The following is a 24,141-nucleotide window of genomic DNA, read 5'->3' as shown; positions in this document are numbered from 1 at the left end:
AGCGGCGGTGGGCGGCCCCGCCGGCGCTCGCCCTAGGCTGACCCCATGCGTCGCATCACGATCCTCGGCTCCACCGGTTCGATCGGGGTCCAGGCCCTCGACGTCGTCCGGGCCCACCCCGATCTCTTCGAGGTGGTCGGCCTCTCCGCCGGCTCGGACCGCCAGGGCATGGCCGCTCAGGCGGCCGAGTTCGGCGTCGAGCACACGGCCCTCGGCACCGACGAATCGGTGCAGCTCGTCCGCGACGTCCGGGCCGACGTCGTCCTGAACGGCATCACGGGCTCGGTCGGCCTCGCACCGACCCTCGCCGCCCTGGACTCGGGTGCGTCGCTCGCCCTGGCGAACAAAGAGAGCCTGATCGTCGGTGGCGACCTCGTGACGCAGCGGGCCGCCCCCGGTCAGATCGTGCCGGTCGACTCCGAGCACTCGGCGATCGCGCAGGCCCTGCGCTCGGGCAGCGACCGCGAGGTGCGCCGGCTCGTCCTGACGGCGTCGGGAGGGCCGTTCCGCGGTCGCACGCGGGACTCGCTGGCCGCCGTCACCCCGCGCGAGGCGCTCGCTCACCCCACCTGGGACATGGGCTTGGTCGTCACGACGAACTCGTCGACCCTGGTCAACAAGGGGCTCGAGGTGATCGAGGCGCACCTCCTGTTCGACGTCGACTACGACCACATCGACGTCACGGTTCACCCGCAGTCGATCGTCCACTCCATGGTCGAGTTCGTCGACGGCTCGACCATCGCGCAGGCCTCGCCCCCCGACATGCGCCTGCCGATCTCGCTCGGGCTCGCCTGGCCGGACCGCGTCGAGGGGGTGGGCGTCCCCCTCGACTGGACCCGCGCCTCCACCTGGACGTTCGAGCCCCTCGACGAGCAGGCCTTCCCGGCCGTGCGGCTCGCCAAGCAGGTCGGGCGGGCCAGGGGCACCTACCCGGCCGTCTTCAACGCGGCCAACGAGCAGGCCGTCCTGGCGTTCCACGCGGGACGCGTCGGGTACCTCGACATCCTCGACGTGGTCGAGGCCGTCGTCGACCGGCACACCGCGGGCGAGAGCAGCCTCGAGGGCGTGCTCGACGCCGAACGCTGGGCCCGTGCCGAGGCGGACGCATTGCTGGCCCGCTGAGGCCGCCGCCCCAGTTCGGGGCTCCCAGCGTCGTCATGGCGTCGGCGCGGTGGACGTCCGGCCACGGGCGGCTACCCTTGCCCGGTGCAGACGATCCTCCTCTTCGTGCTCGGCGTCCTGGTCATGGTCGTCGGGTTGGCCGTGTCGATCGCCCTGCACGAGGTGGGCCACCTCGTGCCGGCGAAGAAGTTCGGCGTAAAGGTCGGCCAGTACATGATCGGCTTCGGGCCGACCGTCTTCTCGCGCAAGAAGGGCGAGACCGAGTACGGCGTCAAGGCGCTGCCCCTCGGCGGCTACATCTCGATGTCGGGCATGTTCCCTCCGGGCAAGACCGGGGGAGGCGCGCGCCAGTCGAGCACCGGCTTCTTCAACACCCTCGTGCAGGACGCCCGGACCGCCAGTGCCGAGACCGTCGACGAGGGCGACGAGTCGCGCACCTTCTACCGCCTGCCCGTGTACAAGCGCGTCATCATCATGCTCGGCGGGCCGTTCATGAACCTGCTCATCGCGATCGTGTTGTTCGCCGTGCTGCTCTGCGGCTTCGGCGTCCAGCAGGCGAGCACGACCGTCGGCAGCGTCAGCACCTGCGTCCTGCCCGCCGGGTCGACCGAGACGAGCTGCCCGTCCGACGCCCCCGAGGCCCCCGCCTACGCCGCGGGCATGCTGAACGGTGACCGCATCGTGTCGATCGACGGCACGACCGTCACCGACGGCGACCAGATCACGAGCATCCTGCAGCGTTCTCCCGGCGACACACTCGACGTCGTGGTCGACCGCGACGGCACCGAGCGCACGCTCCAGGTGACACCGGCGTTGTCCGAGCGCTACGTGACCACGTCGAGCGGTGCCGTCGCGACGAACCCGGACGGCAGTTCGCAGACGCAAGAGGTCGGCTTCGTCGGCATCGGCTTCGCCTACGAGAAGGTGCGCGAGCCCGTGACGGCTGTGCTGCCGGCCGTCGGCGACAACATCGCGCACGTGGTCGGCGTCATCGTCACCCTGCCGCAGCGTCTCGTCGGGGTGGCCCAGGCCGCCTTCGGCGGGGCCGAGCGCGACCCGAACGGCCCGGTCAGCGTCGTCGGCGTCGGGCGCATGGCGGGAGAGATCGCGAGCCTCGACACCATCCCCGTGGTCGACCGCATCAGCACCCTCGTCGGTCTGCTCGCGAGCCTCAACGTCGCGCTGTTCGTGTTCAACCTCGTGCCGCTCATGCCCCTCGACGGCGGCCACGTGGCCGGCGCCCTCATCGAGGCGATCCGCCGAGGCTTCGCCAAGCTCTTCCGCCGTCCCGATCCGGGCCCGGTCGACACGGCCAAGGCCATCCCCGTGACCTTCGCCATCGTGATCCTGCTCGGTGGCATGACCGTCCTGCTGACCTACGCCGACATCGTGAACCCGATCGACATCTTCGGCTGACGACCGGTCGCGGGCCTCGCGTGACGGGCCGGTCACCCGCCCGTCACGCGGCGTCCAGCGCCGAGGTTTACGATGACACCGTGCCAGCAGTCAATCTCGGAATGCCGAAGGTCCCCGAAGTCCTCGCCCCGCGCCGCAAGACGCGGCAGATCAAGGTCGGCAAGGTGCTCGTGGGCGGCGACGCCCCCGTCAGCGTGCAGTCGATGACCACGACTCCGACCCCCAACATCAACGCCACCCTGCAGCAGATCGCCGAGCTCACGGCCAGCGGCTGCGACATCGTGCGCGTCGCCGTGCCGAGCCGTGACGACGCCGAGGCCCTTCCGATCATCGCGAAGAAGAGCCAGATCCCGGTCATCGCCGACATCCACTTCCAGCCCAACTACGTCTACCAGGCGATCGACGCCGGTTGTGCGGCGGTCCGGGTCAACCCCGGCAACATCCGCAAGTTCGACGACCAGGTCGGCAAGATCGCCGCCGCGGCGAAGGCCGCGGGCGTCTCGATCCGCATCGGCGTCAACGCCGGCTCGCTCGAGCCCAGCATCCTGCAGAAGTACGGCAAGGCCACGCCCGAGGCGCTCGTAGAGTCCGCCGTGTGGGAGGCCTCGCTCTTCGAAGAGCACGACTTCCACGACTTCAAGATCTCGGTCAAGCACAACGACCCGATCGTCATGGTCAAGGCCTACCGCCAGCTCGCCGAGCGGGGTGACTGGCCCCTGCACCTCGGCGTCACCGAGGCCGGTCCCGAGTTCCAGGGCACGATCAAGTCGGCCACGGCGTTCGGCATCCTGCTGAGCGAGGGCATCGGCGACACCATCCGCGTCAGCCTCAGTGCCCCGCCCGCCCAAGAGGTCAAGGTCGGCCTGCAGATCCTGCAGTCGCTCAACCTGCGCGAGCGCAAGCTCGAGATCGTCAGCTGCCCCAGCTGCGGTCGTGCCCAGGTCGACGTCTACAAGCTCGCCAACGACGTCACCGACGGTCTCGAGGGCATGACCGTGCCCCTGCGCGTCGCCGTCATGGGCTGTGTCGTCAACGGCCCGGGCGAGGCCCGCGAGGCCGACCTCGGCGTCGCGTCCGGCAACGGCAAGGGGCAGATCTTCGTCAAGGGCGAGGTCATCAAGACCGTCCCCGAGTCCGAGATCGTCCAGACGCTCATCGACGAGGCGAACCGCCTCGCCGCCGAGATGCCCCCCGGCGAGCTGGGCTCGCCCGAGGTCGTCACCGTCTGACCCGGCACGCCCCGGGGGCGACGCGACCCCCTTCAGGAGGCGCGGTGCGAGGGTACTCGCACCGCGCCTCCTGCGTGTGGTCGCGTCCGTGCCCGGGGTCGCCTTGGCCGTGTGTCGTCGTGTGACGCCCCGATGTGACGCGCCCCGGGGCGTCGGCCAGCATGGAGCACGCACCGCGACAGCCTCGGCCCACCCCCGAGCGGTGCTCCCGCAGCGCCCCGAGAGGAACCCATGACCAGCAGCGCCCCCCTGATCGACGCCCCCAAGAAGGGCCCCGGTCGACTGATCGCCATCATCGTCGCGGTCGTCGTCGTGCTCGCCGCCGTCGGAATCGCGATCGGAGTCACCCGTGGCGGTGGCGACGACGAGACCGTCCGCATCGGCGTCGTCGGCGCGAGCGACCCGTACTGGGCCGACTTCGTCCAGGCCGCGGCCGACGAGGGCATCACGGTCGACCTCGTGGACTACTCGGACTACGAGCAGCCGAACCCTGCCCTCGCCGACGGCGAGATCGACCTGAACCAGTTCCAGCACATCGTCTACCTCGCGCAGTACGACGTGGCCTCGGGCAACGACATCGTGCCGATCGGTTCGACGGCGATCTACCCCCTGCCGCTGTACTCGTCGAAGTACACCGAGCTGAGCGACTTCCAGCAGGGCGACACCATCGCGATCCCCGACGACTCGAGCAACCTGGCCCGCGCCCTGCTCGTGCTGCAGTCGAACGGCCTGGTCTCGCTGAAGGACGGCGGCACGATCTTCTCGGGCGTCAACGACGTCGACGAGTCGAAGTCGAAGGTCAAGGTCGCCACGGTGAGCGCCGACCTCGCCGCCACCTCGCTGCCCGACTACGCCGGCGCGATCATCAACAATGACTTCGCGACCAAGGCCGGCCTGTCGACCGACGACGTCATCGCCCAGGACGACCCCGAGGACCCCTCGTCGGTGCCCTACGCCAACGTCTTCGCCGCCCGTGCGGAGGACAAGGACAACGCGACCTACCGGAAGCTCGTCCAGATCTACCAGGACACCAAGACCGTCACCGACGGCGTCGTCGACAACTCGGGTGGCACGGCGATCATCACGAAGATCCCCGCGAGCGACCTCGAGAAATCGCTGACCGAGACCGAGAAGCTCGTCGAACAGAACGGCTGACCCCACCAGGTCGCCACCCCCGGCCCGGACCGCGCGCAGACACCCGCTCGCGGTCCGGGCCTCCGCCCGTGCCGAGGAGAACGCGTGCCCGCCATCACCCTGACCGACGTCGTCAAGACGTACCCGCCCCGCGAGAAGGGCGCCGCACCGCTGACCGCGGTCGACGGCGTCAGCCTCGAGATCGCCGAGGGCGAGATCTTCGGCATCATCGGTTACTCGGGCGCGGGGAAGAGCACCCTGGTACGCCTCGTCAACGCCCTCGAGCCCACGACGAGCGGGAGCATACGCGTCGACGGTCGCGAGATCACCGGCCTGCGTGAGCGCGAACTGCGCGGGGTCCGGGCCGGCATCGGCATGATCTTCCAGCAGTTCAACCTCTTCTCGTCGAAGACGGTCTGGGGCAACGTCGAGTTCCCGCTCAAGGCAGCGGGGGTGCCGAAGGCCGAGCACCAGCGGCGCATCAGCGACCTGCTCCACTTCGTCGGCCTCGGCGACAAGGCGCACGCGCGGCCGGACCAGCTCTCTGGTGGTCAGAAGCAGCGCGTCGGCATCGCCCGGGCCCTCGCGACGAACCCCCGCATCCTGCTGGCCGACGAGGCGACGAGCGCGCTCGACCCCGAGACGACGAGCGAGGTGCTCGCGCTGCTCAAGCGCGTCAACGCCGAGCTCGGCATCACCATCGTCGTGATCACCCACGAGATGGACGTCATCAAGTCGATCGCCGACCGGGTGGCCGTGATGGACTCCGGACGCGTCGTCGAGACCGGCCCCACCTTCGAGGTGTTCTCCGACCCGCAGCAGGCGTCGACCAAACGGTTCGTCTCGACCGTCATCGCGGGCACGCCGCACGGTGACGAGCTCGAGGCATTGCGGGCCCGGCACGACGGCACCCTGGTGTCGGTGCGCATCGCCGAGGGCGGCGTCGACCAGCGCGACGTCTTCGCCCTGCTCGCCCGTCACGGCCTCTCGTTCGAGATCGTCTTCGGTGGCGTGAACGACATCCAGGGGCGCACCTTCGGCACCCTGACCCTCGCCGTGACCGGTGACGACGCGGCCGTCCGGGCGGCTGTCGCCGAGCTGGGCGACAACGCGACCGAACTGCCCACCTCGCCGACGACCTCGGCCGCACCCACGGAAGGACGCTGACATGGACTCCCTGATCGAACTGCAGCCGATGCTGTGGCAGGCGGCCGTCGAGACCGTCTACATCGTCGCCCTGACGCTGCTCTTCGGCGGCATCGGCGGGCTCGTGCTCGGCCTGGCGCTCTACCTGACGCGGGGCGGGGCCCTGTTCGCGAACCGCGTCGTCTACGGTGTGCTGAACGTGGTCGTGAACGTGTTCCGGCCGATCCCGTTCATCATCTTCCTGGCCGCGGCCCAGCCGTTGGCGAGGTTCGTCATCGGTTCGGGCAGCGGCAACCCGGCCATCATCTTCACCCTGTCGCTCGCCGCGTCGTTCGCCATCTCGCGCATCGTCGAGCAGAACCTGCTCACCGTGCAGCCGGGGGTCATCGAGGCCGCACGAGCCGCGGGGGCCGGCCCGGCCCGCATCATCGGCACGGTGCTGCTGCCCGAGGCGCTCGGACCGCTCGTCCTCGGGTACACGTTCATCTTCGTCGCGCTGGTCGACATGTCGGCGGTGGCCGGCTACATCGGCGGCGGCGGGCTCGGCAACTTCGCCCTGCTCTACGGCTATCGGCAGTTCGACCCGGTCGTGACCTGGGCCGCGGTGCTGCTGATCATCGTCCTCGTGCAGCTCGTCCAGTTCCTCGGCAACTGGCTGGCGAGGCGCGCACTGCGGCGATGAGGCACCCGGGCCGTGGGCACCGACGCTGTCGGGGGACTGGTTTACAGTGGGGCGCGTGACCGACACCGCCACCGCCAGCCAGACTCCGCCGCCGGCCTCGGCCCCCGTGACGCCCGCCGAACTCCAGCGGGCCCGGCAGATCGTCGGGGCGGTGTCGCAGGCGTTCGGCCGCAAGGTCGTGGGTCAGACGGCCCTCCGCGACACCCTGCTCGTCGCCCTGATCACCGGCGGGCACGTCCTGCTCGAGAGTGTCCCGGGGCTGGCCAAGACGACCGCCGCGCAGACCATCGCGCAGTCGATCGACGCCAGCTTCCGGCGCATCCAGTGCACGCCCGACCTGCTGCCGAGCGACATCACGGGCACGCAGATCTACGACGCCCAGAAGTCGACGTTCGTCACCCAGCTCGGGCCGGTCCACTCGAACTTCGTCCTGCTCGACGAGATCAACCGCTCGAGCGCCAAGACCCAGAGCGCCATGCTCGAGGCGATGCAAGAGCGGCAGACCACCATCGGTGGCACGGTCTACCGGCTGCCGTCGCCCTTCCTCGTCCTGGCCACGCAGAACCCGATCGAGCAAGAGGGCACCTACCAGCTGCCCGAGGCGCAGCTCGACCGCTTCCTGTTGAAAGAGATCCTCGACTATCCGACTCCGGCCGAAGAGGCCGAGATCATCCGGCGCATCGAGAGCGGCGTCTACGACGAGGCCGCTGCCCCCTCGACCGGCGTCGGCCTGGCCGACGTCGTCTACCTGCAAGACCTGGCCAAGCGCGTCTACGTCGACGCGTCGATCGTCAACTACATCGTTCAGCTCATCTACGTCACGCGGCACCCCCAGCAGTACATCCCGGCCACCCTCGCCGACTACGTCGAGTTCGGGGCCAGCCCGCGGGCGAGCATCGCCTTCATGCAGGCGGCCCGTGCCCTCGCCCTGCTCCACGGTCGCGACTACGTCATCCCCGAGGACGTCAAGCACCTGCGGCACTCCGTCCTGCGACACCGCATGATCCTCAACTACGAGGCCACCGCCGACGAGGTCGCGCCCGAGACGATCATCGACGCCGTGTTCGGCGCCGTCCAGACCCCCTGACGCCGGTGGCCAGCCTGCTGCTGCGCGTGCGGACGAAGATGGGGCTCTTCGCCCACCGACGCACCATCGACCTGCTCGAGGGCGGCTACGCCTCGGTGCACCACGGGCGCAGCCACGACTTCGACGACCTCAGGGCCTACGTCCCGGGCGACGAGGTCAAAGACATCGACTGGAAGGCCACGGCCCGTCACGGCGAGCCCCTGGTCAAGCGGTACATCGCCAGCCGGCGGCAGAACCTCGTCCTGGTGATGGACACCGGTCGCAACATGGCGGCGACGGCCACGAGCGGCGAGTCCAAGAAAGACATCGCGCTGATGGCGGCGGGCGCCCTCGCCTACATCGCCGCGAAGCACGGCGACGTCGTGTCCCTGGTGGCGGGCGACTCGTCCGGTACTCGCGCGCACCCGGCCGGCGCGACCGAGGCCCACCTCGAGACCCTCCTGCGGCAGGTCGACCGACGGGTCGACCTCGACGCCCCGACCAGCGACCTCGCCTCGGTGCTCGAGTGGGTCGCCCGCGGCATCCGACGCCGCTCGATGCTGCTGGTGGTCACCGACGACGTCGCGATCGACGAGCGCATCACCCGCTTGCTCCGACGTCTGCGCGCCCAGCACGAGGTCGTCTGGCTGACGATCGGCGACGCCGACCTGATGACCCGCGCCGGGCACGCCGGTGAGGTCTTCGACGTGCGAGAGATGTCCGGGCTGCCGGCCTACCTCCGCGAGAACGCGCAGCTCCGGCGCGAGTTCGACGAGTCGTCCCTCCGCCGCATGGGCGACACCGAGCGCGAACTCCTGGCCCTCGGCATCAGCAGCCAGCGACTCGGCAGCCAGGCCGAGGTCGTGCCGGGCCTGTTCGCCCTGATCGAGAAGCACCGTCGTGTCGGGCGCTGACGACTTCTTCGGGCCCTACCAGTACCCGCTCTGGGTGCTCTGGCTCGTGCTCGGCCTGATCGGGCTGGCCCTCGTGGTCGCCTGGTACGTCTTCGTGTTCCGTTTCTCGGCACGGCGACTTCCCCCGGCCCAGCGAGCGGCCCAGGCGGCGTCCCGACCGGCTGCCCTCGCCGACACCAAGGCGAAGTACCTCGCCCTGATCGACGAGGTCGAGACGGCCGCGACCTCGGGGCGGCTGAACGACCGCGGGGTGCACTCCCGGCTCAGCCTGCTGTTGCGGTTCTTCGCGCACGAGACGAACGGCGTCGACACGCACGTGATGACCCTCGCCGATCTGCGCGAGTCGAACCTGCCCCGGCTCGCCGGGGCGGTCGAGCAGTACTACCCGCCGGCCTTCCGACTCGAAGAGCCCGGCGACACCGCGCGTGCCGTCGCCACCGCGAGAGACCTGGTGTCGTCATGGGGCTGATCTTCTGGTGGTTGCCGCTGGTCGCACTGGCGGTCGTGGCGGTGGCGGCGTGGCTCTACGTCCGGTGGAGGCGCCGAGACAGGGCGCGCCTCCGTCGTCTCGGCGTCCCGGTCGCGCACGGCGAGCGACTTACCGCGCTGCCCGCCTACCAGCGCGTCGTCCGGCGCTATCGTGCCGCCCTCGCGGTCGTGCTCGTCGCCATGGTGGCGCTGACCGGCCTCAGCGTCCTGCTCGCGGCCCGCGTCTCGAGCACCGACGTCGTCGAACCGCAGTCGTACAAGCGCGACATCATGCTCTGCCTCGACGTGTCGGGCTCCATGACCGAGGTCGACTCCCAGATCGTCGACACGTTCTCGACCCTCTCGCAGGGGCTCGACGGCGAACGCGTCGGCCTCTACCTCTTCGACAGCTCGGCCGTGCAGGCGTTCCCGCTCACCGACGACTACGACTTCGTCCGCACGCAACTCGAGCAGTACCGCGACTCGTTCGACACCATGGGCGAGAACGGCACCCGCTACTGGACGGGCACCGACCTCGGTGACGGTGCCTCGTTGATCGGTGACGGGCTGGCCTCGTGCGTCCTCGGGTTCGGCGACGACGACAGCACGCGACCCAAGTCGGTCGTGCTCGCCACCGACAACTACGTCAACGGCAAGGCCCTGCTCACGCTCACCGAGGCAGCCGACCTGGCGACCGAGCGCGACGTCCGCGTGTACGCGGTGAACCCCGCCGACCATGCCACGGACGCCGTGGCCGACCAGGTCGCGGCCGAACTGCGCACCGCGGCCGAGTCGACCGACGGCGGCTACTACGCCCTCGACGATTCGACGACCGTGCCGCAGATCGTCGACGAGATCGACGCCCGCGAGGCGGGGCTGTTCACGGGGGCTCGACGGCTCGTGGTGACCGATCACCCGCAGGCTCTGGCGATCGCCGCCTTGCTCGTCGCGATGGGCGGGCTCGTGATGCTCTGGCGGGTGCGGCTGTGATCGCCGGCGCGCTGGTCTTCCAGCCCGTGCTGCCCTGGTGGCTCCTCGGCGTGGCCGCCGTCGCCCTGCTCGGGTTCACCGGCTGGCGCGTCGTGGCCGAGCGGGGCCGACGACGGGCCCTGCTCACCTGGGTGCGACGACTGGTGATCGTCGCCCTGCTCCTCGTCGTCGCGGTGCGACCGAGCCTCCCCGGCGGGTCGGCCCAGGCGTCGGTCGCCCAGCTCAACGTCTTCTTCGTGGTCGACACGACCTCGAGCATCGCGGCGGAGGACTGGGGCGACGGCCAGCGTCGTCTCGACGGGGTGCGGTCCGACATCGCCGAGGTCACCTCGCAGCTGGCGGGCGCACGGTTCTCGTTGCTGTCCTTCGACAGCACGGCCGTCCTGCGGACGCCGCTGACCGACGACGCCTCCGCCGTGGTCGCCGCGGCGGACGCCATGAACCAAGAGGTCACCTACTATTCGAGCGGCAGCTCCGTCAGCGAGGCGAACGACCTGCTGGCCGAGCGGTTGACCGAGGCGCGGCAGAGCGCCCCCGAACGAGCCAACGTCGTCTACTACCTCGGCGATGGCGAGCAGACCAGCGGCACCGAGCCCGAGAGCTTCGCGGCCTCGGCCGGTGACGTCGACGGCGGTGCCGTCTTCGGCTACGGCACCGAGCAGGGGGGCAAGATGCGCGTCTTCGACGGCTACGGCGACGAGTACTCGACCAAGGAGTACATCCAGGACCGCACGCAGCCCGGCGATCCCGACGCCGTCTCGACGATCGACGAGGACGCCCTCCGGCGCATCGCCGATCAGCTCGGCGTGCCGTACGTGCACCGCACGGCCGACACGTCCGTGGACGCCGCCGTCGCGGACGCCCGTGACGGGGCCGTCGCCTCGGACGAGGGGCGGGCCGACAGCCTGATCGACCTCTACTGGATCGCCGCCATCCCCGCGTTCCTCCTGCTGTTGATCGACGTCGCCCTCGTGGCCAGGGCCCTGGGCGAGGTCCGCCCGACACGGCCCCAGCGCGACGAGAGTGGGCCGGGCCGGGGGCGTGGCCGTGCTGCGACGTCGGCCCTCGACGCCGCCCGACCCGACAGGGGAGCACGCCCGTGACCGACACCCTCGTCCCGCCGCCCGTCGACGAGATCCGCCGCGCCCGCGAGGCCGAGGCCGGGCCCACCGTCGAGCAGTACCGCAAGCGTCTCCGGCGTCGGCTGCTGCTCTGGTCGGCACCGGTCGTCCTCGTGGTCCTGCTCGTCGCGCTCAAGCTGCTCAGCCTGCCCACGTTCGCCGCCCTGACGCAGTGGTCGTACGGCGACCAGCGGTTCGAACGCAGTGCCTCCCTCTCCGAGCCGCTCGGCGTCGCCAACGTGGTCGAGCCGTGGGTGCACCACTTCGACCGGGGCACCGCCTACGCCCAGATCGGCGTGCTCGACGTGGCTCGGCAAGAGTTCGTCACGGCGCTCGACCTCGCTCCCGACGACGCGACGATCTCGTGCGTCATCCGGGTCAACCTGGTGCTCACGATCGAGGCGCAGGGCGACGCGGCCCTGCTCGAACTGCGCTACGCCGACGCCGAGGCGCTGTACGAACTCGGGCAGAAGACCGTCGACGAGGCGCCCGAGGGCTGTTTCCAGCCGCCGGAGGACCCCCAACAGCCCGACACCTCCCAGCCGCTCGACGACGCCCAGCAGCGCCTCGACGAGAAGGGGCAGCAGGCCCAGGGGGGCGAGGGCGACGAGCAGCAGCCCGGGGGCGACGACGGCAGCGATCCCGGTGCCGGGGGAGACGAGCCCGGCGAGGGCGAGGGGCAGGCCGAGTCCGACGACCCCCTCGACCAACTGCAGCAGCAGGGCGAGCAGAGTCAGCAGCAGCAACAACAAGACACCGACCGCGACCGCTACTACGAGCAGAACCCGGGCGACTACGACGGCAAGCCGTGGTGACCCGGGCACGCCCCTAAGCTGGACGGGTGTCCACTCGTCTCTCCCAGCTCTTCGTCCGCACCCTCCGAGAAGACCCCTCCGACGCCGAGGTGACCAGCCACCGGCTGCTCGTCCGGGCCGGGTACATCCGGCGTCAGGCGCCGGGCGTCTTCGCCTGGCTGCCTCTCGGCCTGCGCGTCAAGGCGAAGATCGAGGCGATCATCCGCGACGAGATGCAGGCCGCCGGTGCCCAAGAGGTGCACTTCCCCGCGTTGCTGCCCCGTGAGCCCTACGAGGCCACCGGCCGCTGGACCGAGTACGGCGACGGCATGTTCCGGCTCAAAGACCGCAAGGACGCCGACTACCTGCTGGCCCCCACGCACGAAGAGGCCTTCACCCTGCTGGTGAAAGACCTCTACTCGTCCTACAAAGACCTTCCCCTGACGCTGTTCCAGATCCAGGACAAGTACCGCGACGAGGCACGGCCCCGGGCCGGCCTGCTGCGTGGCCGCGAGTTCACGATGAAGGACGCCTACTCGTTCGACGCGTCCGACGCCGGGCTCGACGAGAGCTACCAGAAGCAGCGCGACGCCTACGAGCGCATCTTCACCCGTCTCGGCCTCGAGTACGTCATCGTCAAGGCGGACGCCGGGGCCATGGGTGGCTCGCGCAGCGAGGAGTTCCTGCACCCGACCGTCATCGGCGAGGACACCTTCGTCCGCTCGGCCGGCGGCTACACCGCGAACGTCGAGGCCTTCACGACGATCGTGCCCGACACGGTCCCGCTCGAGGGCCTGGCCCCCGCCCGTCGTCTGGCACCCGCCGACACGCCGACCATCGACTCGCTCGTGGCCCAGCTCAACGCCGACGAGGCCCGGGACTCCGGCCCCTGGACGGCCGCCGACACGCTGAAGAACGTCGTCGTCGCGCTCAGCCACCTCGACGGACGCCGTGAGCTCGTCGTCGTCGGCCTGCCCGGCGACCGCGAGGTCGACATGAAGCGGCTCGAGGTCGCCTTCGCGCCGGCCGAGGTCGAGGCCGCCGGCGACGCCGACTTCGTGAAGAACCCCGTCCTGGTCCGCGGCTACCTCGGCCCCCAGGTGCTCGGCGGCGAGTCCGATTCGGGCATCAGGTACTTCGTCGACCCTCGCGTGGTCGAGGGCTCGGCCTGGGTCACCGGGGCGAACGAGAAGGGCGTGCACGTCGCCGACCTGGTCATGGGTCGCGACTTCACCGCGGACGGCACCATCGAGGCCGCACAGGTCCGCGAGGGCGACCCCGCCCCCGACGGCTCCGGCCCGATCGAGACCGCCCGCGGCATGGAGATCGGCCACGTCTTCCAGCTCGGTCGCAAGTACGCCGAGGCGCTCGGCCTCAAGGTGCTCGACGAGAACGGCAAGCAGGTCACGGTCACGATGGGGTCGTACGGCATCGGCGTCACCCGCATCCTCGCGGTGATCGCCGAGGCGAACAACGACGCCAAGGGCCTGATCTGGCCCACGAACGTCGCCCCCTTCGACGTGCACGTCGTGGCCACGGGCAAGGACCCCGTGGTCTACGAGGTCGCCGAGAAGCTCACCGCCGACCTCGAGGCCCACCGCCTTGACGTCCTCTACGACGACCGTCCCAAGGTCTCTCCCGGGGTCAAGTTCGGCGACGCCGAACTGCTCGGCGTGCCGCAGATCGTCGTCGTCGGCCGCTCGGCCGGCGAGGGCGTCGTCGAACTCTGGGACCGCCGCACGGGCGAGCGCACCCCGGTCCCCGTGGCCGAGGCCGTCGCGACCCTCACGGCTCCGCGGGCGTCCTGAGCGCCGGCACCGCGCCTCCTCGTCCCGGTCGGGACGACCCCGAGGAGGCGCGGTGCCGACCCCGGCGAACGGTCCGCCGGGCACCCCGCTCTCGGGTACCGTAGAGCCATGCTGTGCGCGCCATCGTGCGTGCAGCCTGCAGATCTGAATAGTGGAGGCCCTCAGTGGACATCGACCTGAGCGTGCTGCGTCTCATGGAGCGCGAGCGTGAAATCCCCTTCGACGAACTCGTGCGCATCATCGAGCAGGCCATCCTGACGGCCTACCTCAAGCACACGAACCAGCCCGAGAGCCGCATCCCGGCTGCTCGCGTCGAACTCGACCGCAAGACCGGGCACGTCTCGGTCTTCGCCATCGAACGCGACGACGAGGGCGAGGTCGTCGGCGAGTCCGTCGACAGCCCCAGCGACTTCGGCCGCATCGCCGCCTTCGCGGCCAAGCAGGTCATCAACCAGCGCCTGCGCGACATCGGCGACGACAAGGTGCTCGGCCAGTTCAAGGGCCGAGAGGGCGACATCGTCGCGGGCGTGATCCAGCAGGGGCCCAACCCCCGCATGATCCACGTCGACCTCGGCACGGTCGAGGCGATCCTGCCGCCCGAAGAGCAGGTGCCGGGTGAGAAGTACACCCACGGCTCGCGCATCCGCGTGTACGTCACGGGCGTCAGCAAGGGCACGAAGGGGCCGCAGATCACGGTCTCGCGCACCCACCCGTCGCTCGTGCGCAAGCTCTTCGCCCTCGAGGTGCCCGAGATCGCCAGCGGTGTCGTCGAGATCGTCTCGCTGGCCCGCGAAGCCGGTCACCGCACCAAGATGGCCGTCCGCGCGACCGAGCCCGGCGTCAATGCCAAGGGGGCCTGCATCGGCGAGATGGGGCAGCGCGTGCGTGCGGTCACCACCGAGCTGAACGACGAGAAGATCGACATCGTCGACTACTCGAGCGACCTGCCCACCTTCGTCGCGAGTGCGCTGTCGCCGGCCAAAGTCTCGTCGGCCTTCGTGATCGACGCGTCCACCAAGGCCGTTCGGGCCCTCGTGCCCGACTACCAGCTGTCGCTCGCGATCGGCAAAGAGGGGCAGAACGCCCGCCTCGCCGCCAAGCTCACGGGCGCGCGGATCGACATCCAGCCGGACAGCATCCTCGAAGACGACTGAGCGCTCCGACACGACCGTGACACGACGAGGGCGACCGGCCCACCACGCCGTTCGCCTCCGGCGTCTCCCGTCCGACGACCCGAGGGGGTAAGGTGGAACCCGTCAGAACGTGCATCGGTACTCGAGCGCGCGCTCCGCGATCCGCACTCGTGCGGGTCGTCGCCCGAAACGGACGTCTCGTGGTCGATCCGACCGCGACCCTTCCCGGGCGGGGTGCGTGGTTGACGCCGTCGATCGACGCGTTCGAGTCGGCAGTGAAGCGCAGGGCTTTCCGCCGTGCACTCCGCCTCGACTCCGAACCCGACGTCGACGAGCTCCGCGCCTACCTCACGCGGATCACCACTTCACGACCCATCGCCACGACAGAACAGGCTGAACGGCACATGGACAACTAATGAGCAACCACTAATGAGCGGCTCGAAATGAGACCCGTCCAGAACTGAAGGCTCTTCCCGTCTCGGGAAGGGCCCGAGACAGGAGAACTGTGGCTAAACCACGCGTACACGAGATCGCCAGCGAGCTGGGGATCGACAGCAAGACCGCACTAGAGAAGCTCAAAGAGATGGGCGAGTTCGTCAAGGGACCGTCGTCCAGCGTCGAGCCTCCCGTCGCCCGCAAGCTGCGCCAGGCCTTCGCCGGCGCCGCGAAGCCCGCGACCCCCGCTGCCAAGGCCCCCTCGGCCGGTGCCGCCGCGAAGCCCGCGAGCTCGGCACCCAAGCCCGGCGGTCCCCGTCCGGCAGCTCCCAAGCCCCCCGTCGCCGAGCCGACGCCCGCCCCCGTGGCGGCCGAGCCCGACGTCGACGCGGCACCCGCACCCGTCGCCCCGCTGACGGTCGCCGAGCGACAGGCCCAGGCCGAGGCGCAGCGTGCCGCGGCAGCGGCAGCCGCCAAGGACGACGCGGCGGCTCCGGCCGACGACGCCGCCAAGCCCGGTGCCGCCGGTCCCAAGCCCGGCGGCCCCCGCCCCGGTGCTCCGCGTCCCGGCAACAACCCCTTCGCCAGCAACCAGGGCATGGGTCGCCCCAGCGCGCCCCGTCCCGGCGGCTCCGGTGCGGCCAGCAGCATGCCGCGTCCCGGTGGCGCCGCAGGCCCCCGTCCGATGGCCCCGCGTCCCGGTGCTCCCCGTCCGGGCGCCCCGCGTCCCGGTGTGGGTGCCGGTCCCCGTCCCAACGGCTTCGGCCAGCGTCCCGCCGGTGGCGGCGCAGGTCGTCCCGGTGGTGCCGGTGGTGGCTTCCAGCGTCCCGGTGCCGGTGCTCCCGGTGCGGCCGGTGGCTTCCGCCCGGGCTTCAGCGGTCCCCGTCCCTCCGGTGGCGGCGGTCGCGGCCGTGGCCCCGGTGGCGGCACGGCCGGTGCGTTCGGTCGCGGTGGCGGCAAGAGCAAGGCGCGCAAGTCGAAGCGGACGAAGAGGGCCGAGTTCGAGATGCGCTCGGCTCCGTCGCTGGGTGGCGTCAGCGTCCCCCGTGGCGACGGCAGCACCATCGTCCGCCTCCGTCGCGGTGCCTCGATCAGCGACTTCGCCGACAAGATCGACGCGAGCCCCGGCAACCTGGTGACCGTCCTCTTCCACCTCGGTGAGATGGCGACGGCGACCGAGTCGCTCGACGAGGCGACCTTCCAGGTCCTCGGCGAAGAGCTCGGCTACAACATCCAGGTCGTCTCGCCCGAAGACGAGGACAAAGAGCTGCTCGAGGGCTTCGACATCGACCTCGAGCAAGAGCTCGAGGACGAGGATGAGTCCGTCCTGCAGATCCGTCCTCCCGTCGTCACCGTCATGGGTCACGTCGACCACGGCAAGACGCGCCTCCTCGACGCGATCCGCAACGCCAACGTGGTCGCCGGCGAAGCCGGTGGCATCACGCAGCACATCGGTGCCTACCAGGTGTGGGCTCCGCACGAGGGCGTCGAGCGCGCCATCACCTTCATCGACACCCCCGGTCACGAGGCGTTCACCGCCATGCGTGCCCGTGGTGCCCAGGTGACCGACATCGCGATCCTCGTGGTCGCGGCCGACGACGGCATCATGCCGCAGACGGTCGAGGCGTTGAACCACGCCCAGGCGGCCGGCGTGCCGATCGTGGTCGCGGTCAACAAGATCGACAAAGAGGGTGCGAACCCGGCGAAGGTGCGTCAGCAGCTCACCGAATACGGCCTCGTCGCCGAGGAGTACGGCGGAGACGTCATGTTCGTCGACGTGTCGGCCCGTGACAACAAGAACATCGACGCCCTCCTCGAGGCCGTCCTGCTCACGGCCGACGCCGGTCTCGACCTGCGTGCCAACCCCGACAAGGACGCCCGCGGTGTCGCCATCGAGGCCCGCCTCGACAAGGGCCGCGGTGCCGTCGCGACGGTGCTGATCCAGTCGGGAACGCTGCGCGTCGGTGACGCCATCGTCGCCGGCACGGCGTACGGCCGCGTCCGCGCCATGGTCGACGAGAACGGCGACTCGGTCGACGAGGCCTACCCGAGCCGGCCCGTGCTGGTCCAGGGTCTGTCGAGCGTTCCTCGAGCCGGCGATACCTTCCTCGTCACTGAGGAGGACCGCACGGCTCGTCAGATCGCCGAGAAGCGTGAAGCCGTCGAGCGCAACGCGTCGCTGGCCAAGGCCCGCAAGCGCATCTCGCTCGAGGACTTCACCCGTGCTCTCGAAGAGGGCAAGGTCGAGGCTCTCAACATCATCATCAAGGGTGACGTGTCCGGTGCCGTCGAGGCGCTCGAAGAGTCCCTGCTCAAGATCGAGGTGGACGACAGCGTGCAGCTGCGCATCATCCACCGCGGTGTGGGTGCGGTCACCGAGAGCGACGTCAACCTGGCGACGGTCGACAACGCGGTCATCATCGGGTTCAACGTGCGTCCCGACACGAAGGCTCGTGAGCGTGCTGCTCGCGAGGGTGTCGACGTGCGGTTCTACTCGGTCATCTACGCGGCGCTCGAGGACATCGAGAACTCGCTCAAGGGCATGCTCAAGCCCGAGTTCGAGGAGAAGCAGTCCGGTGTCGCCGAGATCCGCGAGATCTTCCGCTCGTCGAAGGTCGGCAACATCGCCGGTGTCATCGTGCGATCCGGAACGATCACCCGCAACGCTCGTGCCCGTGTCATCCGCGAGGGCGTCGTCGTCGGCGACAACCTGGCGATCGACTCGCTGCGTCGTTTCAAGGACGACGTCACCGAGGTGCGGACGGACTTCGAGGCCGGCATCGGTCTCGGCAAGTTCAACGACATCCAGATCGGCGACGAGATCGAGACCATCGAGATGGTCGAGAAGCCCCGGGTCTGACCCGGCGTCATCGCAGTACACGAGGCCCCGCTCCGACTACGGTCGGGGCGGGGCCTCACCCCTCTCGCCACGGCGGCGAGCAGCACGAACAGGAGTGAACAATGGTTGACGCGCAACGCGCCCGCAAGATGGCCGACCGCATCCACGAGATCATCGCGCGGCGTCTCGAACGCGGCATCAAGGACCCCCGCCTCGGCTTCGTCACGATCACCGACGTCAAGGTGACCGGCGACCTGCAGCACGCCTCGGTCTTCTACACGGTCTACGGCACCGACGACGAGCGACGTGACACGGGTGCCGCCCTCAAGTCGGCGACCGGCATGCTGCGCAGCGAGGTGGGCAAGAACATCACCGCGCGGCTCACGCCGAGTCTCGAGTTCATCCTCGACGCCCTGCCCGAGAACGCGGCCTCGATCGACCGCCTGCTGCAAGAGGCCCGTCAGCGCGACCACGAGAGCCAGACCATGGCCTCGTCGGCCGAGTACGCCGGCGACGCCGACCCGTACGTCAAGCCTCGCGACCTCGACGCGGACGACGACCTCGACGACGCCGAGGACGACCTCGACGACGATCTCGCGATGGACGACGAACTCGAGGCCCCGGCCGCGGGCGGCTCGACGGAGCCCGACGGCTCCACCCGCTGACCGGAGCGTCCGTCAGGACGCCCGCCCGCCCGTCTCAGTCGGGCAGGCGATAGCCCTCGTCGGGCGACCCCGTGGCCAGACCGTCGCGGAGCAACCCGGCGAGGGCTCTCGCGCGTTGCGCGTCGTCCGGCCAGATCGTCTCGATCTCGGCCGGGCTGACGGGCACGTCGACTGCCCGCAACTCGGCCATGATCATGCCCCGCACCTGGCGGTCCGACCCCTCGAAACGGGCCTGGGTCCGGAGGCGCGGCCCGGTGTGCGCAGGACGACCCGCCAGCACCCACGCGCACTGCTCGACCAGCGGGCAGACGTCGCACTTCGGCGAACGTGCCGTGCAGACCAGTGCACCCAACTCCATGACGCCCGCGTTCGTGACCCGCGCCTCCTCGAGGTCGTCGGGCAACTGTGACTCCATCAGGGGCAGGTCGCGCGAGGCCTTGGGCGCCCACGGCTCGGCCAGCCCCTCGACGGCACGGGCCAGGACGCGGCGGACGTTCGTGTCGACGACGGGGTGACGACGGCCGTAGGCGAAGACGGCGACGGCACGGGAGGTGTAGTCGCCGATGCCGGGCAGCGCCAGGAGCGACGGGACGTCCTCGGGCACGACCCCGTCGTGTCTCTCGGTGATGGCCACGGCGGCGGCGTGGAGGGCGAGGGCCCGACGCGGGTAGCCGAGGCGTTCCCAGGCCCGCACGGCCTCGGAGGCCGGCGAGGCGGCCAGGTCGGCCGGTGTGGGCCAGCGGTCGAGCCACTGCTCGAGGCGCGGCACGACGCGGGCCACGGGGGTCTGCTGCAGCATGATCTCGCTGACCAGCGTGCCCCAGGCCGTGAAGCCGGGACGCCGCCACGGGAGGTCGCGACCGTTCTCGCGGAACCAGGCGTTCACGGCGGGGGAGATGCTCACCGTAGGAGCCTACGGCGCGTCGACGACGTCCCCGGCGTCGTGTCGGTCGTCGGGCGTACGGTGTCGGCATGACCACCCGATGGGCCCCTGCCAAGAAAGACACGCTGCGCGAACTCGCCACCGAGATCGTCCACAACTACGGCCGCGGCCGCGTGCTCGTCGCTATCGACAGCGACGGAGGCGCGGGTGCGGCCGATCTCGCCGACGACCTCCTCGAGGCCTTCCGCGAGCAGGGGCACGCGGCGTTCCGCGCCTCGCTCGACGGCTTCGAGAAGCGTCCCGGCGGGGCTCCGCTCGACTCCGCTCCCGTCCTGGACGAGAGCCTGTTCCGGCGTGTGCTCGTCGAGCCGTTCCGGCTCGGCGGCAGCACGGGCTGGGTCGACCGGGCCTGGGACGCCGACGCCGACCGTGCCGTCGAGTCCGCCTGGGTCACGGGTCCGGCCGACGCGGTCCTGCTGGTCGACGGCACGGACCTCGCCCGCGCCGGCCTCGCGGGGCTGTGGCACTACCGGGTCTGGGTCACGGCCGACGACTCGCGACTCGACGCCCGGGCCAGGGCCTCGGCCGTCGTCGACAACTCCGACCGCGAGCACCCCCGTCGACGCTTCGACGACGCGTGCTGAGCGCGTCCCCGGCCTCCTCGTGCTCCCGCTGCGCTAACGTCGTCGGGTGAACAGCGGCCTCCTCCTCGTCGACAAGCCGCAGGGCATCACCAGCCACGACGTCGTCTCGCGCGTGCGCAAGGCCGCGGGAACGCGCAAGGTCGGCCACGCCGGCACGCTCGATCCGCTGGCCACCGGACTGCTGGTGCTCGGCCTGAACTCGTCGACGCGACTCCTGACCTTCCTGGTCGGCCTCGACAAGGGCTACGACGCCACCATCCGTCTCGGCGTGTCCACGACCAGCGACGACAGCGACGGCGAGGTCGTCTCGACGACCTCGGCGGGCGACGTCACCGACGACGCGATCGACGCCGGCATCGCCCGGCTGACCGGTCCGATCAGCCAGGTGCCCACCACGGTGAGCGCGATCAAGGTCGACGGCCGGCGCGCCTACGACCTCGCCCGTGCCGGGGTCGAGGTCGAGCTGAAGGCCCGCGACGTGACGATCGCCGAGTTCACCGTGCTCGATCGACGCGACGCCGTCGTCGACGGGGTGCCCGTGCGCGACCTCGACGTGCGGGTCTCGTGCTCGTCCGGCACCTACGTCCGAGCTCTCGCCCGTGACCTCGGAGCCGACCTCGACGTCGGGGGACACCTGACCGCGCTGCGTAGGACGCGGGTCGGGCCGTTCGACGTGACCCGCGCCTCCGTCCTCGAGGGCATCGACGTCGCCCCCGCGCTGCTGCCTCCCGTCGACGTCGCCCGGACGCTCTTTCCGGAGTGGTCCATGACAACGGCCGAGGCCGTCGACCTCGGGCACGGCAAGCGCGTGGCCGTCGAACTCGACGACACCCCCGGGCCGGTCGCCGCCGTCACGCCCACGGGCAGGCTCGCGGGCCTGGTCTCGGTGCGCGCGGGTGCCGCGAAGCCCATCGTGAACTTCCCGACCGACGAGGTGCAGGCATGATCGAATGGTTCACCTGGGTCCAGGTCGTGGTGGCCGTGGTGGCGGGCATCGTCTGCGTGGTCGCCTGTTTCGCGAAGCGTCAGCCCGACGACATCACCGTCGGCACGGGGGCCGTCGTGCTGCTGCTCCTGCTCGTGCAGCTCGTCGTCGCGATCGTGGCGCCGTTCGTCGGCAACGCGCCGACGGGCAACCTCGTCGAGTTCTACATCTACCTGGTCTCGGCCATCCTGCTGCCGCCGCTCGCGACCGTCTGGGCGCTCGTCGACCGCACCCGGTGGAGCAACCTCGTGCTGGCCACCTCGTCGTTCGCGATCGCCGTGATGGTCTACCGCATGTTCCAGATCTGGACCGTCCAGGGCCTCTGACACACCCGGTCGGCGGCGGGCCCGTCGGAGTCCTATCCTTGACGGGATGGTCACTCAGAAGTCAACGCGCGCGGTCGGCCTCGGCCGGGTCCTCATCGCCGTGTACGCCCTCCTCGCCCTCGCCGCCACCGGTCGGTCGGTCTTCCAGATCACGACCCAGTTCTCCGAGGCGCCGCTGGCCTACACCCTGAGCGCGTTGTCGGCCGTCGTCTACATCGTCGCCACCGTGGCCCTGATCGCGCCCGGCCAGGGCTGGTACGCCGTGGCCTGGGCGACCATCAGCTTCGAGCTCGTCGGCGTCCTGATCATCGGCCTCGTCACCGTGCTCGACCCCGAACTCTTCCCGCACGACACCGTGTGGTCGTTCTTCGGGCGCGGGTACGGCTTCGTGCCGCTCGTCCTGCCCGTGCTCGGCATCCTGTGGCTGCGGCGGCAGGGGCGCGCGACCCGGGCCGCGGGTGGCACCGGTGCCGAGGGCGCGGGGGCCGGCGGGTCTCCTCGCGACCCGGGCACGACGAGGTAGCGCGCGTGCAGTTCTACGACCTGGTCGGCGACGTGCCGCCCGACTTCGGGCCGAGCGCCGTCACCATCGGCAAGTTCGACGGGGTCCACGTCGGGCACCGCGCCGTGATCGACATGCTCGAGGGGGTGGCGCGCGACGAGGGTCTCGTCTCTACCGTGGTCACCTTCGACCGGCACCCGTTGGCGGTCCTGCGACCCGACGACGTGCCCACGGCCCTCGTGAGCAACCGGCAGAAGCGCGAGCTGCTCGACGAGGCCGGTGTCGCCGCCACCCTCATGCTCACCTTCGACGCCGAGCTGCGGGCGCTGACGCCGGACGAGTTCGTCGACCGCATCCTGGTCGGGGCCCTGCACGCCCGGGTCGTGTTCGTCGGCGACGACTTCCGCTTCGGCGTGCGCGGCAGTGGCACCGTCGACACCCTGCGCGAACTCGGTGCCTCCCGCGGGTTCCGGGTCGTCTCGATCGACGACGTGCGACCGAGCGGTGGCCGTCGGGCGTCCTCGACCTGGATCCGTGAACTGATGGACGCCGGTGACGTCCGCGAGGCCGGCGTCCTGCTCGGTCGCGAGCCGTCGGTGCGCGGCATCGTCGTGCACGGAGAACAGCGCGGCCGTGAACTGGGCTTCCCGACGGCCAACCTGGCCCGCGACAGCGAGGGTTTCGTCCCCGCCGACGGCGTCTACGCCGCCCGCGTGATGGTCGGCGACACGCTCTACCCGGCGGCGGTCTCGGTCGGCAACAACCCGACCTTCGAGGGGGTGCCGGCCAAGCAGGTCGAGGCGCACCTGCTCGACGTCTCACTCGACCTCTACGGGCTCGAGGTCACCGTCCACTTCGTCGACTGGGTGCGGGGCAACGTGCGCTTCGACGGGCTCGAGGCCTTGATCGCGCACATCCGGGCCGACGTCGTCCGCACGCGCGAGATCCTGGGGCTGCCGACCGCCTGAGGCCCCGCGGGTCTGCTCGGCGGTGACCGGCTGGCGTGCGGTGGCCCGTCGATCGCGAGCCCCTCGAGGAGGCGCGGGTCACGTCGTCGACGCGCCCCGCGCCTCCTCGGCTCGTCAGGTCAGTACGACGTCGCGTCGTCGCCCGCGCCCGAGGCGCGGCCCGTCTCGAGGCGGTGCGCCAGGTCGGCGAGGATCGTGCCACTGGCGCTCGTGCCGAAGCGCGTGACTCCGAGGTCGAGCATCTCGAGCACCGTGTCGAGGCCGCGCACGCCGCCCGAGGCCTTCACCTGGACGGAGTCGGAGACGGCCTCGCGCATGAGGCGCAGGTGGGGGAGCGTCGCACCGCCGCCCGCGAAACCGGTGGACGTCTTGACGAAGGCGGCCCCGGCGCGCTCGGCGGCCTTCGAGCCCGCGACGATCTGGTCGTCGTCGAGGTAGGCCGTCTCGAGGATGACCTTGACGATCGTGTCGCCGGCCGCCTCGACCACGCCGCGCACGTCGGCCTCGACCTCGTCGGTCAGGCCGCTGCGCAGCCAGCCGATGTTGACGACCATGTCGAGTTCGGCGGCGCCGTCGGCGATCGCCTGACGCGATTCGGCGGCCTTCGCGGCCGTCGAGGTCGTGCCGTGGGGGAAGCCGATGACGGTGCCGACGAGCACGCCGGTGCCTTCGAGGCGCTCGACGGCGTGCGCGATGTCGGAGGGGCGCACGCAGACGCTGAAGACGTGGTTCGCGGCGGCGTCGTCGAGGGCGCCGTCGACCTCGGCGCGGGTGAGTTCGGGCTTGAGGATCGCGTGGTCGATCATGCCGGCGACGGCGGAGACGGTGGGGAGCTGCTGGGTAGTCATGATGGGGTCCAGCGTAGCTTGGG

24 protein-coding genes are annotated in these 24,141 nt (G+C 70.6%); 22 read left to right on the top strand and 2 right to left on the bottom strand.

Going from position 1 to position 24,141, the window contains the following annotated elements:
* Positions 1-45: 45 nt before the first annotated feature.
* The 17 genes from BIV04_RS02690 to rbfA all read left to right on the top strand — a co-directional run bounded on the left by BIV04_RS02690 (position 46) and on the right by rbfA (position 18,962).
* The gene (locus BIV04_RS02690; protein WP_071253888.1) at positions 46-1,122 is read left to right on the top strand and encodes a 1-deoxy-D-xylulose-5-phosphate reductoisomerase; all 1,077 of its coding nucleotides are present in this window, start codon (positions 46-48) and stop codon (positions 1,120-1,122) included.
* Between the two features lie 84 nt (positions 1,123-1,206).
* Positions 1,207-2,538 (top strand): RIP metalloprotease, encoded by a 1,332-nt coding sequence (locus BIV04_RS02685; RefSeq protein WP_218141786.1) that lies wholly within the window; start codon positions 1,207-1,209, stop codon positions 2,536-2,538.
* Between the two features lie 80 nt (positions 2,539-2,618).
* A complete protein-coding gene (gene ispG / locus BIV04_RS02680; protein WP_171007237.1) occupies positions 2,619-3,767 on the top strand; it encodes a flavodoxin-dependent (E)-4-hydroxy-3-methylbut-2-enyl-diphosphate synthase in 1,149 nt (382 codons plus the stop codon).
* A 231-nt stretch (positions 3,768-3,998) separates the two neighbouring features.
* Positions 3,999-4,922, top strand: a complete 924-nt coding sequence (locus tag BIV04_RS02675; RefSeq protein ID WP_071253886.1) for a MetQ/NlpA family ABC transporter substrate-binding protein — start codon at positions 3,999-4,001, stop codon at positions 4,920-4,922.
* A gap of 84 nt (positions 4,923-5,006) precedes the next feature.
* Positions 5,007-6,068, top strand: coding sequence for a methionine ABC transporter ATP-binding protein (locus BIV04_RS02670; RefSeq protein WP_071253884.1), 1,062 nt, complete (start codon positions 5,007-5,009; stop codon positions 6,066-6,068).
* Between the two features lies 1 nt (position 6,069).
* Positions 6,070-6,729: a methionine ABC transporter permease gene (locus BIV04_RS02665; protein WP_043596109.1), complete on the top strand. Its 660-nt coding sequence runs from the start codon at positions 6,070-6,072 to the stop codon at positions 6,727-6,729.
* Positions 6,730-6,784: 55 nt separating this feature from the next.
* Positions 6,785-7,816 carry a MoxR family ATPase gene (locus tag BIV04_RS02660; RefSeq protein ID WP_083396073.1) on the top strand — a complete coding sequence of 344 codons (1,032 nt, stop codon included), beginning with the start codon at positions 6,785-6,787 and terminating at the stop codon, positions 7,814-7,816.
* A 5-nt stretch (positions 7,817-7,821) separates the two neighbouring features.
* Positions 7,822-8,709 (top strand): DUF58 domain-containing protein, encoded by an 888-nt coding sequence (locus tag BIV04_RS02655; RefSeq protein ID WP_071253882.1) that lies wholly within the window; start codon positions 7,822-7,824, stop codon positions 8,707-8,709.
* On the top strand, positions 8,696-9,178 hold the full coding sequence (locus BIV04_RS02650; protein ID WP_071253880.1) for a hypothetical protein: 483 nt from the start codon (positions 8,696-8,698) through the stop codon (positions 9,176-9,178). Before BIV04_RS02655 ends, BIV04_RS02650 begins: the two co-directional genes overlap by 14 nt.
* Complete coding sequence (locus BIV04_RS02645) at positions 9,169-10,167, top strand: VWA domain-containing protein (RefSeq protein ID WP_054145764.1); 999 nt, start codon at positions 9,169-9,171, stop codon at positions 10,165-10,167. The genes BIV04_RS02650 and BIV04_RS02645 overlap by 10 nt, the downstream gene beginning before the upstream one ends.
* Positions 10,164-11,270: a VWA domain-containing protein gene (locus BIV04_RS02640; RefSeq protein WP_255364120.1), complete on the top strand. Its 1,107-nt coding sequence runs from the start codon at positions 10,164-10,166 to the stop codon at positions 11,268-11,270. Before BIV04_RS02645 ends, BIV04_RS02640 begins: the two co-directional genes overlap by 4 nt.
* Positions 11,267-12,103 (top strand): hypothetical protein, encoded by an 837-nt coding sequence (locus tag BIV04_RS02635; RefSeq protein ID WP_071253878.1) that lies wholly within the window; start codon positions 11,267-11,269, stop codon positions 12,101-12,103. The genes BIV04_RS02640 and BIV04_RS02635 overlap by 4 nt, the downstream gene beginning before the upstream one ends.
* A gap of 26 nt (positions 12,104-12,129) precedes the next feature.
* The gene (locus BIV04_RS02630) at positions 12,130-13,890 is read left to right on the top strand and encodes a proline--tRNA ligase (RefSeq protein WP_071253876.1); all 1,761 of its coding nucleotides are present in this window, start codon (positions 12,130-12,132) and stop codon (positions 13,888-13,890) included.
* A gap of 164 nt (positions 13,891-14,054) precedes the next feature.
* Positions 14,055-15,044 carry a transcription termination factor NusA gene (gene nusA, locus BIV04_RS02625; protein WP_054145760.1) on the top strand — a complete coding sequence of 330 codons (990 nt, stop codon included), beginning with the start codon at positions 14,055-14,057 and terminating at the stop codon, positions 15,042-15,044.
* A gap of 92 nt (positions 15,045-15,136) precedes the next feature.
* Positions 15,137-15,439, top strand: coding sequence for a YlxR family protein (locus BIV04_RS02620; protein WP_071253874.1), 303 nt, complete (start codon positions 15,137-15,139; stop codon positions 15,437-15,439).
* A gap of 89 nt (positions 15,440-15,528) precedes the next feature.
* Positions 15,529-18,318: a translation initiation factor IF-2 gene (gene infB, locus BIV04_RS02615; protein ID WP_071253872.1), complete on the top strand. Its 2,790-nt coding sequence runs from the start codon at positions 15,529-15,531 to the stop codon at positions 18,316-18,318.
* A gap of 101 nt (positions 18,319-18,419) precedes the next feature.
* A complete protein-coding gene (gene rbfA, locus BIV04_RS02610; protein WP_071253871.1) occupies positions 18,420-18,962 on the top strand; it encodes a 30S ribosome-binding factor RbfA in 543 nt (180 codons plus the stop codon).
* A 34-nt stretch (positions 18,963-18,996) separates the two neighbouring features.
* Here rbfA and BIV04_RS02605 read toward each other — a convergent pair whose 3' ends face one another.
* Positions 18,997-19,866 carry an A/G-specific adenine glycosylase gene (locus BIV04_RS02605; RefSeq protein ID WP_071253869.1) on the bottom strand — a complete coding sequence of 290 codons (870 nt, stop codon included), beginning with the start codon at positions 19,864-19,866 and terminating at the stop codon, positions 18,997-18,999.
* Positions 19,867-19,934: 68 nt separating this feature from the next.
* Between BIV04_RS02605 and BIV04_RS02600 the strand changes: the two genes are divergently transcribed.
* The 5 genes from BIV04_RS02600 to BIV04_RS02580 are packed head-to-tail and all read left to right on the top strand — an operon-like array spanning position 19,935 to position 23,270.
* Positions 19,935-20,489, top strand: coding sequence for a hypothetical protein (locus tag BIV04_RS02600; protein WP_071253867.1), 555 nt, complete (start codon positions 19,935-19,937; stop codon positions 20,487-20,489).
* Between the two features lie 46 nt (positions 20,490-20,535).
* Positions 20,536-21,435 (top strand): tRNA pseudouridine(55) synthase TruB, encoded by a 900-nt coding sequence (gene truB, locus BIV04_RS02595; protein WP_071253865.1) that lies wholly within the window; start codon positions 20,536-20,538, stop codon positions 21,433-21,435.
* Positions 21,432-21,800, top strand: a complete 369-nt coding sequence (locus tag BIV04_RS02590; protein ID WP_043596125.1) for a hypothetical protein — start codon at positions 21,432-21,434, stop codon at positions 21,798-21,800. The genes truB and BIV04_RS02590 overlap by 4 nt, the downstream gene beginning before the upstream one ends.
* A 46-nt stretch (positions 21,801-21,846) precedes the next feature.
* Positions 21,847-22,323: a hypothetical protein gene (locus BIV04_RS02585; RefSeq protein ID WP_071253863.1), complete on the top strand. Its 477-nt coding sequence runs from the start codon at positions 21,847-21,849 to the stop codon at positions 22,321-22,323.
* Between the two features lie 5 nt (positions 22,324-22,328).
* Positions 22,329-23,270: a bifunctional riboflavin kinase/FAD synthetase gene (locus tag BIV04_RS02580; protein ID WP_071253861.1), complete on the top strand. Its 942-nt coding sequence runs from the start codon at positions 22,329-22,331 to the stop codon at positions 23,268-23,270.
* A gap of 119 nt (positions 23,271-23,389) precedes the next feature.
* Here BIV04_RS02580 and deoC read toward each other — a convergent pair whose 3' ends face one another.
* Complete coding sequence (gene deoC / locus BIV04_RS02575) at positions 23,390-24,118, bottom strand: deoxyribose-phosphate aldolase (protein ID WP_071253859.1); 729 nt, start codon at positions 24,116-24,118, stop codon at positions 23,390-23,392.
* Between the last annotated feature and the right edge of the window lie 23 nt (positions 24,119-24,141).

Source organism: Frigoribacterium sp. MCBA15_019 (genome assembly GCF_001864945.1).
Lineage (GTDB): Bacteria > Actinomycetota > Actinomycetes > Actinomycetales > Microbacteriaceae > Frigoribacterium.
Note: the sequence above shows the minus strand (reverse complement) of the source record. Positions and strands in the feature narration are given on the sequence as shown.

Excerpts from the sequence above, each read along its gene's own strand:
- BIV04_RS02690 (WP_071253888.1), top strand. The coding sequence starts at position 46 with ATGCGTCGCATCACGATCCTCGGCTCCACCGGTTCGATCGGGGTCCAG.
- BIV04_RS02675 (WP_071253886.1), top strand. The coding sequence starts at position 3,999 with ATGACCAGCAGCGCCCCCCTGATCGACGCCCCCAAGAAGGGCCCCGGT.
- BIV04_RS02665 (WP_043596109.1), top strand. The coding sequence starts at position 6,070 with ATGGACTCCCTGATCGAACTGCAGCCGATGCTGTGGCAGGCGGCCGTC.
- BIV04_RS02645 (WP_054145764.1), top strand. The coding sequence starts at position 9,169 with ATGGGGCTGATCTTCTGGTGGTTGCCGCTGGTCGCACTGGCGGTCGTG.
- rbfA (WP_071253871.1), top strand. The coding sequence starts at position 18,420 with ATGGTTGACGCGCAACGCGCCCGCAAGATGGCCGACCGCATCCACGAG.
- BIV04_RS02600 (WP_071253867.1), top strand. The coding sequence starts at position 19,935 with ATGACCACCCGATGGGCCCCTGCCAAGAAAGACACGCTGCGCGAACTC.
- BIV04_RS02590 (WP_043596125.1), top strand. The coding sequence starts at position 21,432 with ATGATCGAATGGTTCACCTGGGTCCAGGTCGTGGTGGCCGTGGTGGCG.
- BIV04_RS02585 (WP_071253863.1), top strand. The coding sequence starts at position 21,847 with ATGGTCACTCAGAAGTCAACGCGCGCGGTCGGCCTCGGCCGGGTCCTC.
- deoC (WP_071253859.1), bottom strand. The coding sequence starts at position 24,118 with ATGACTACCCAGCAGCTCCCCACCGTCTCCGCCGTCGCCGGCATGATC.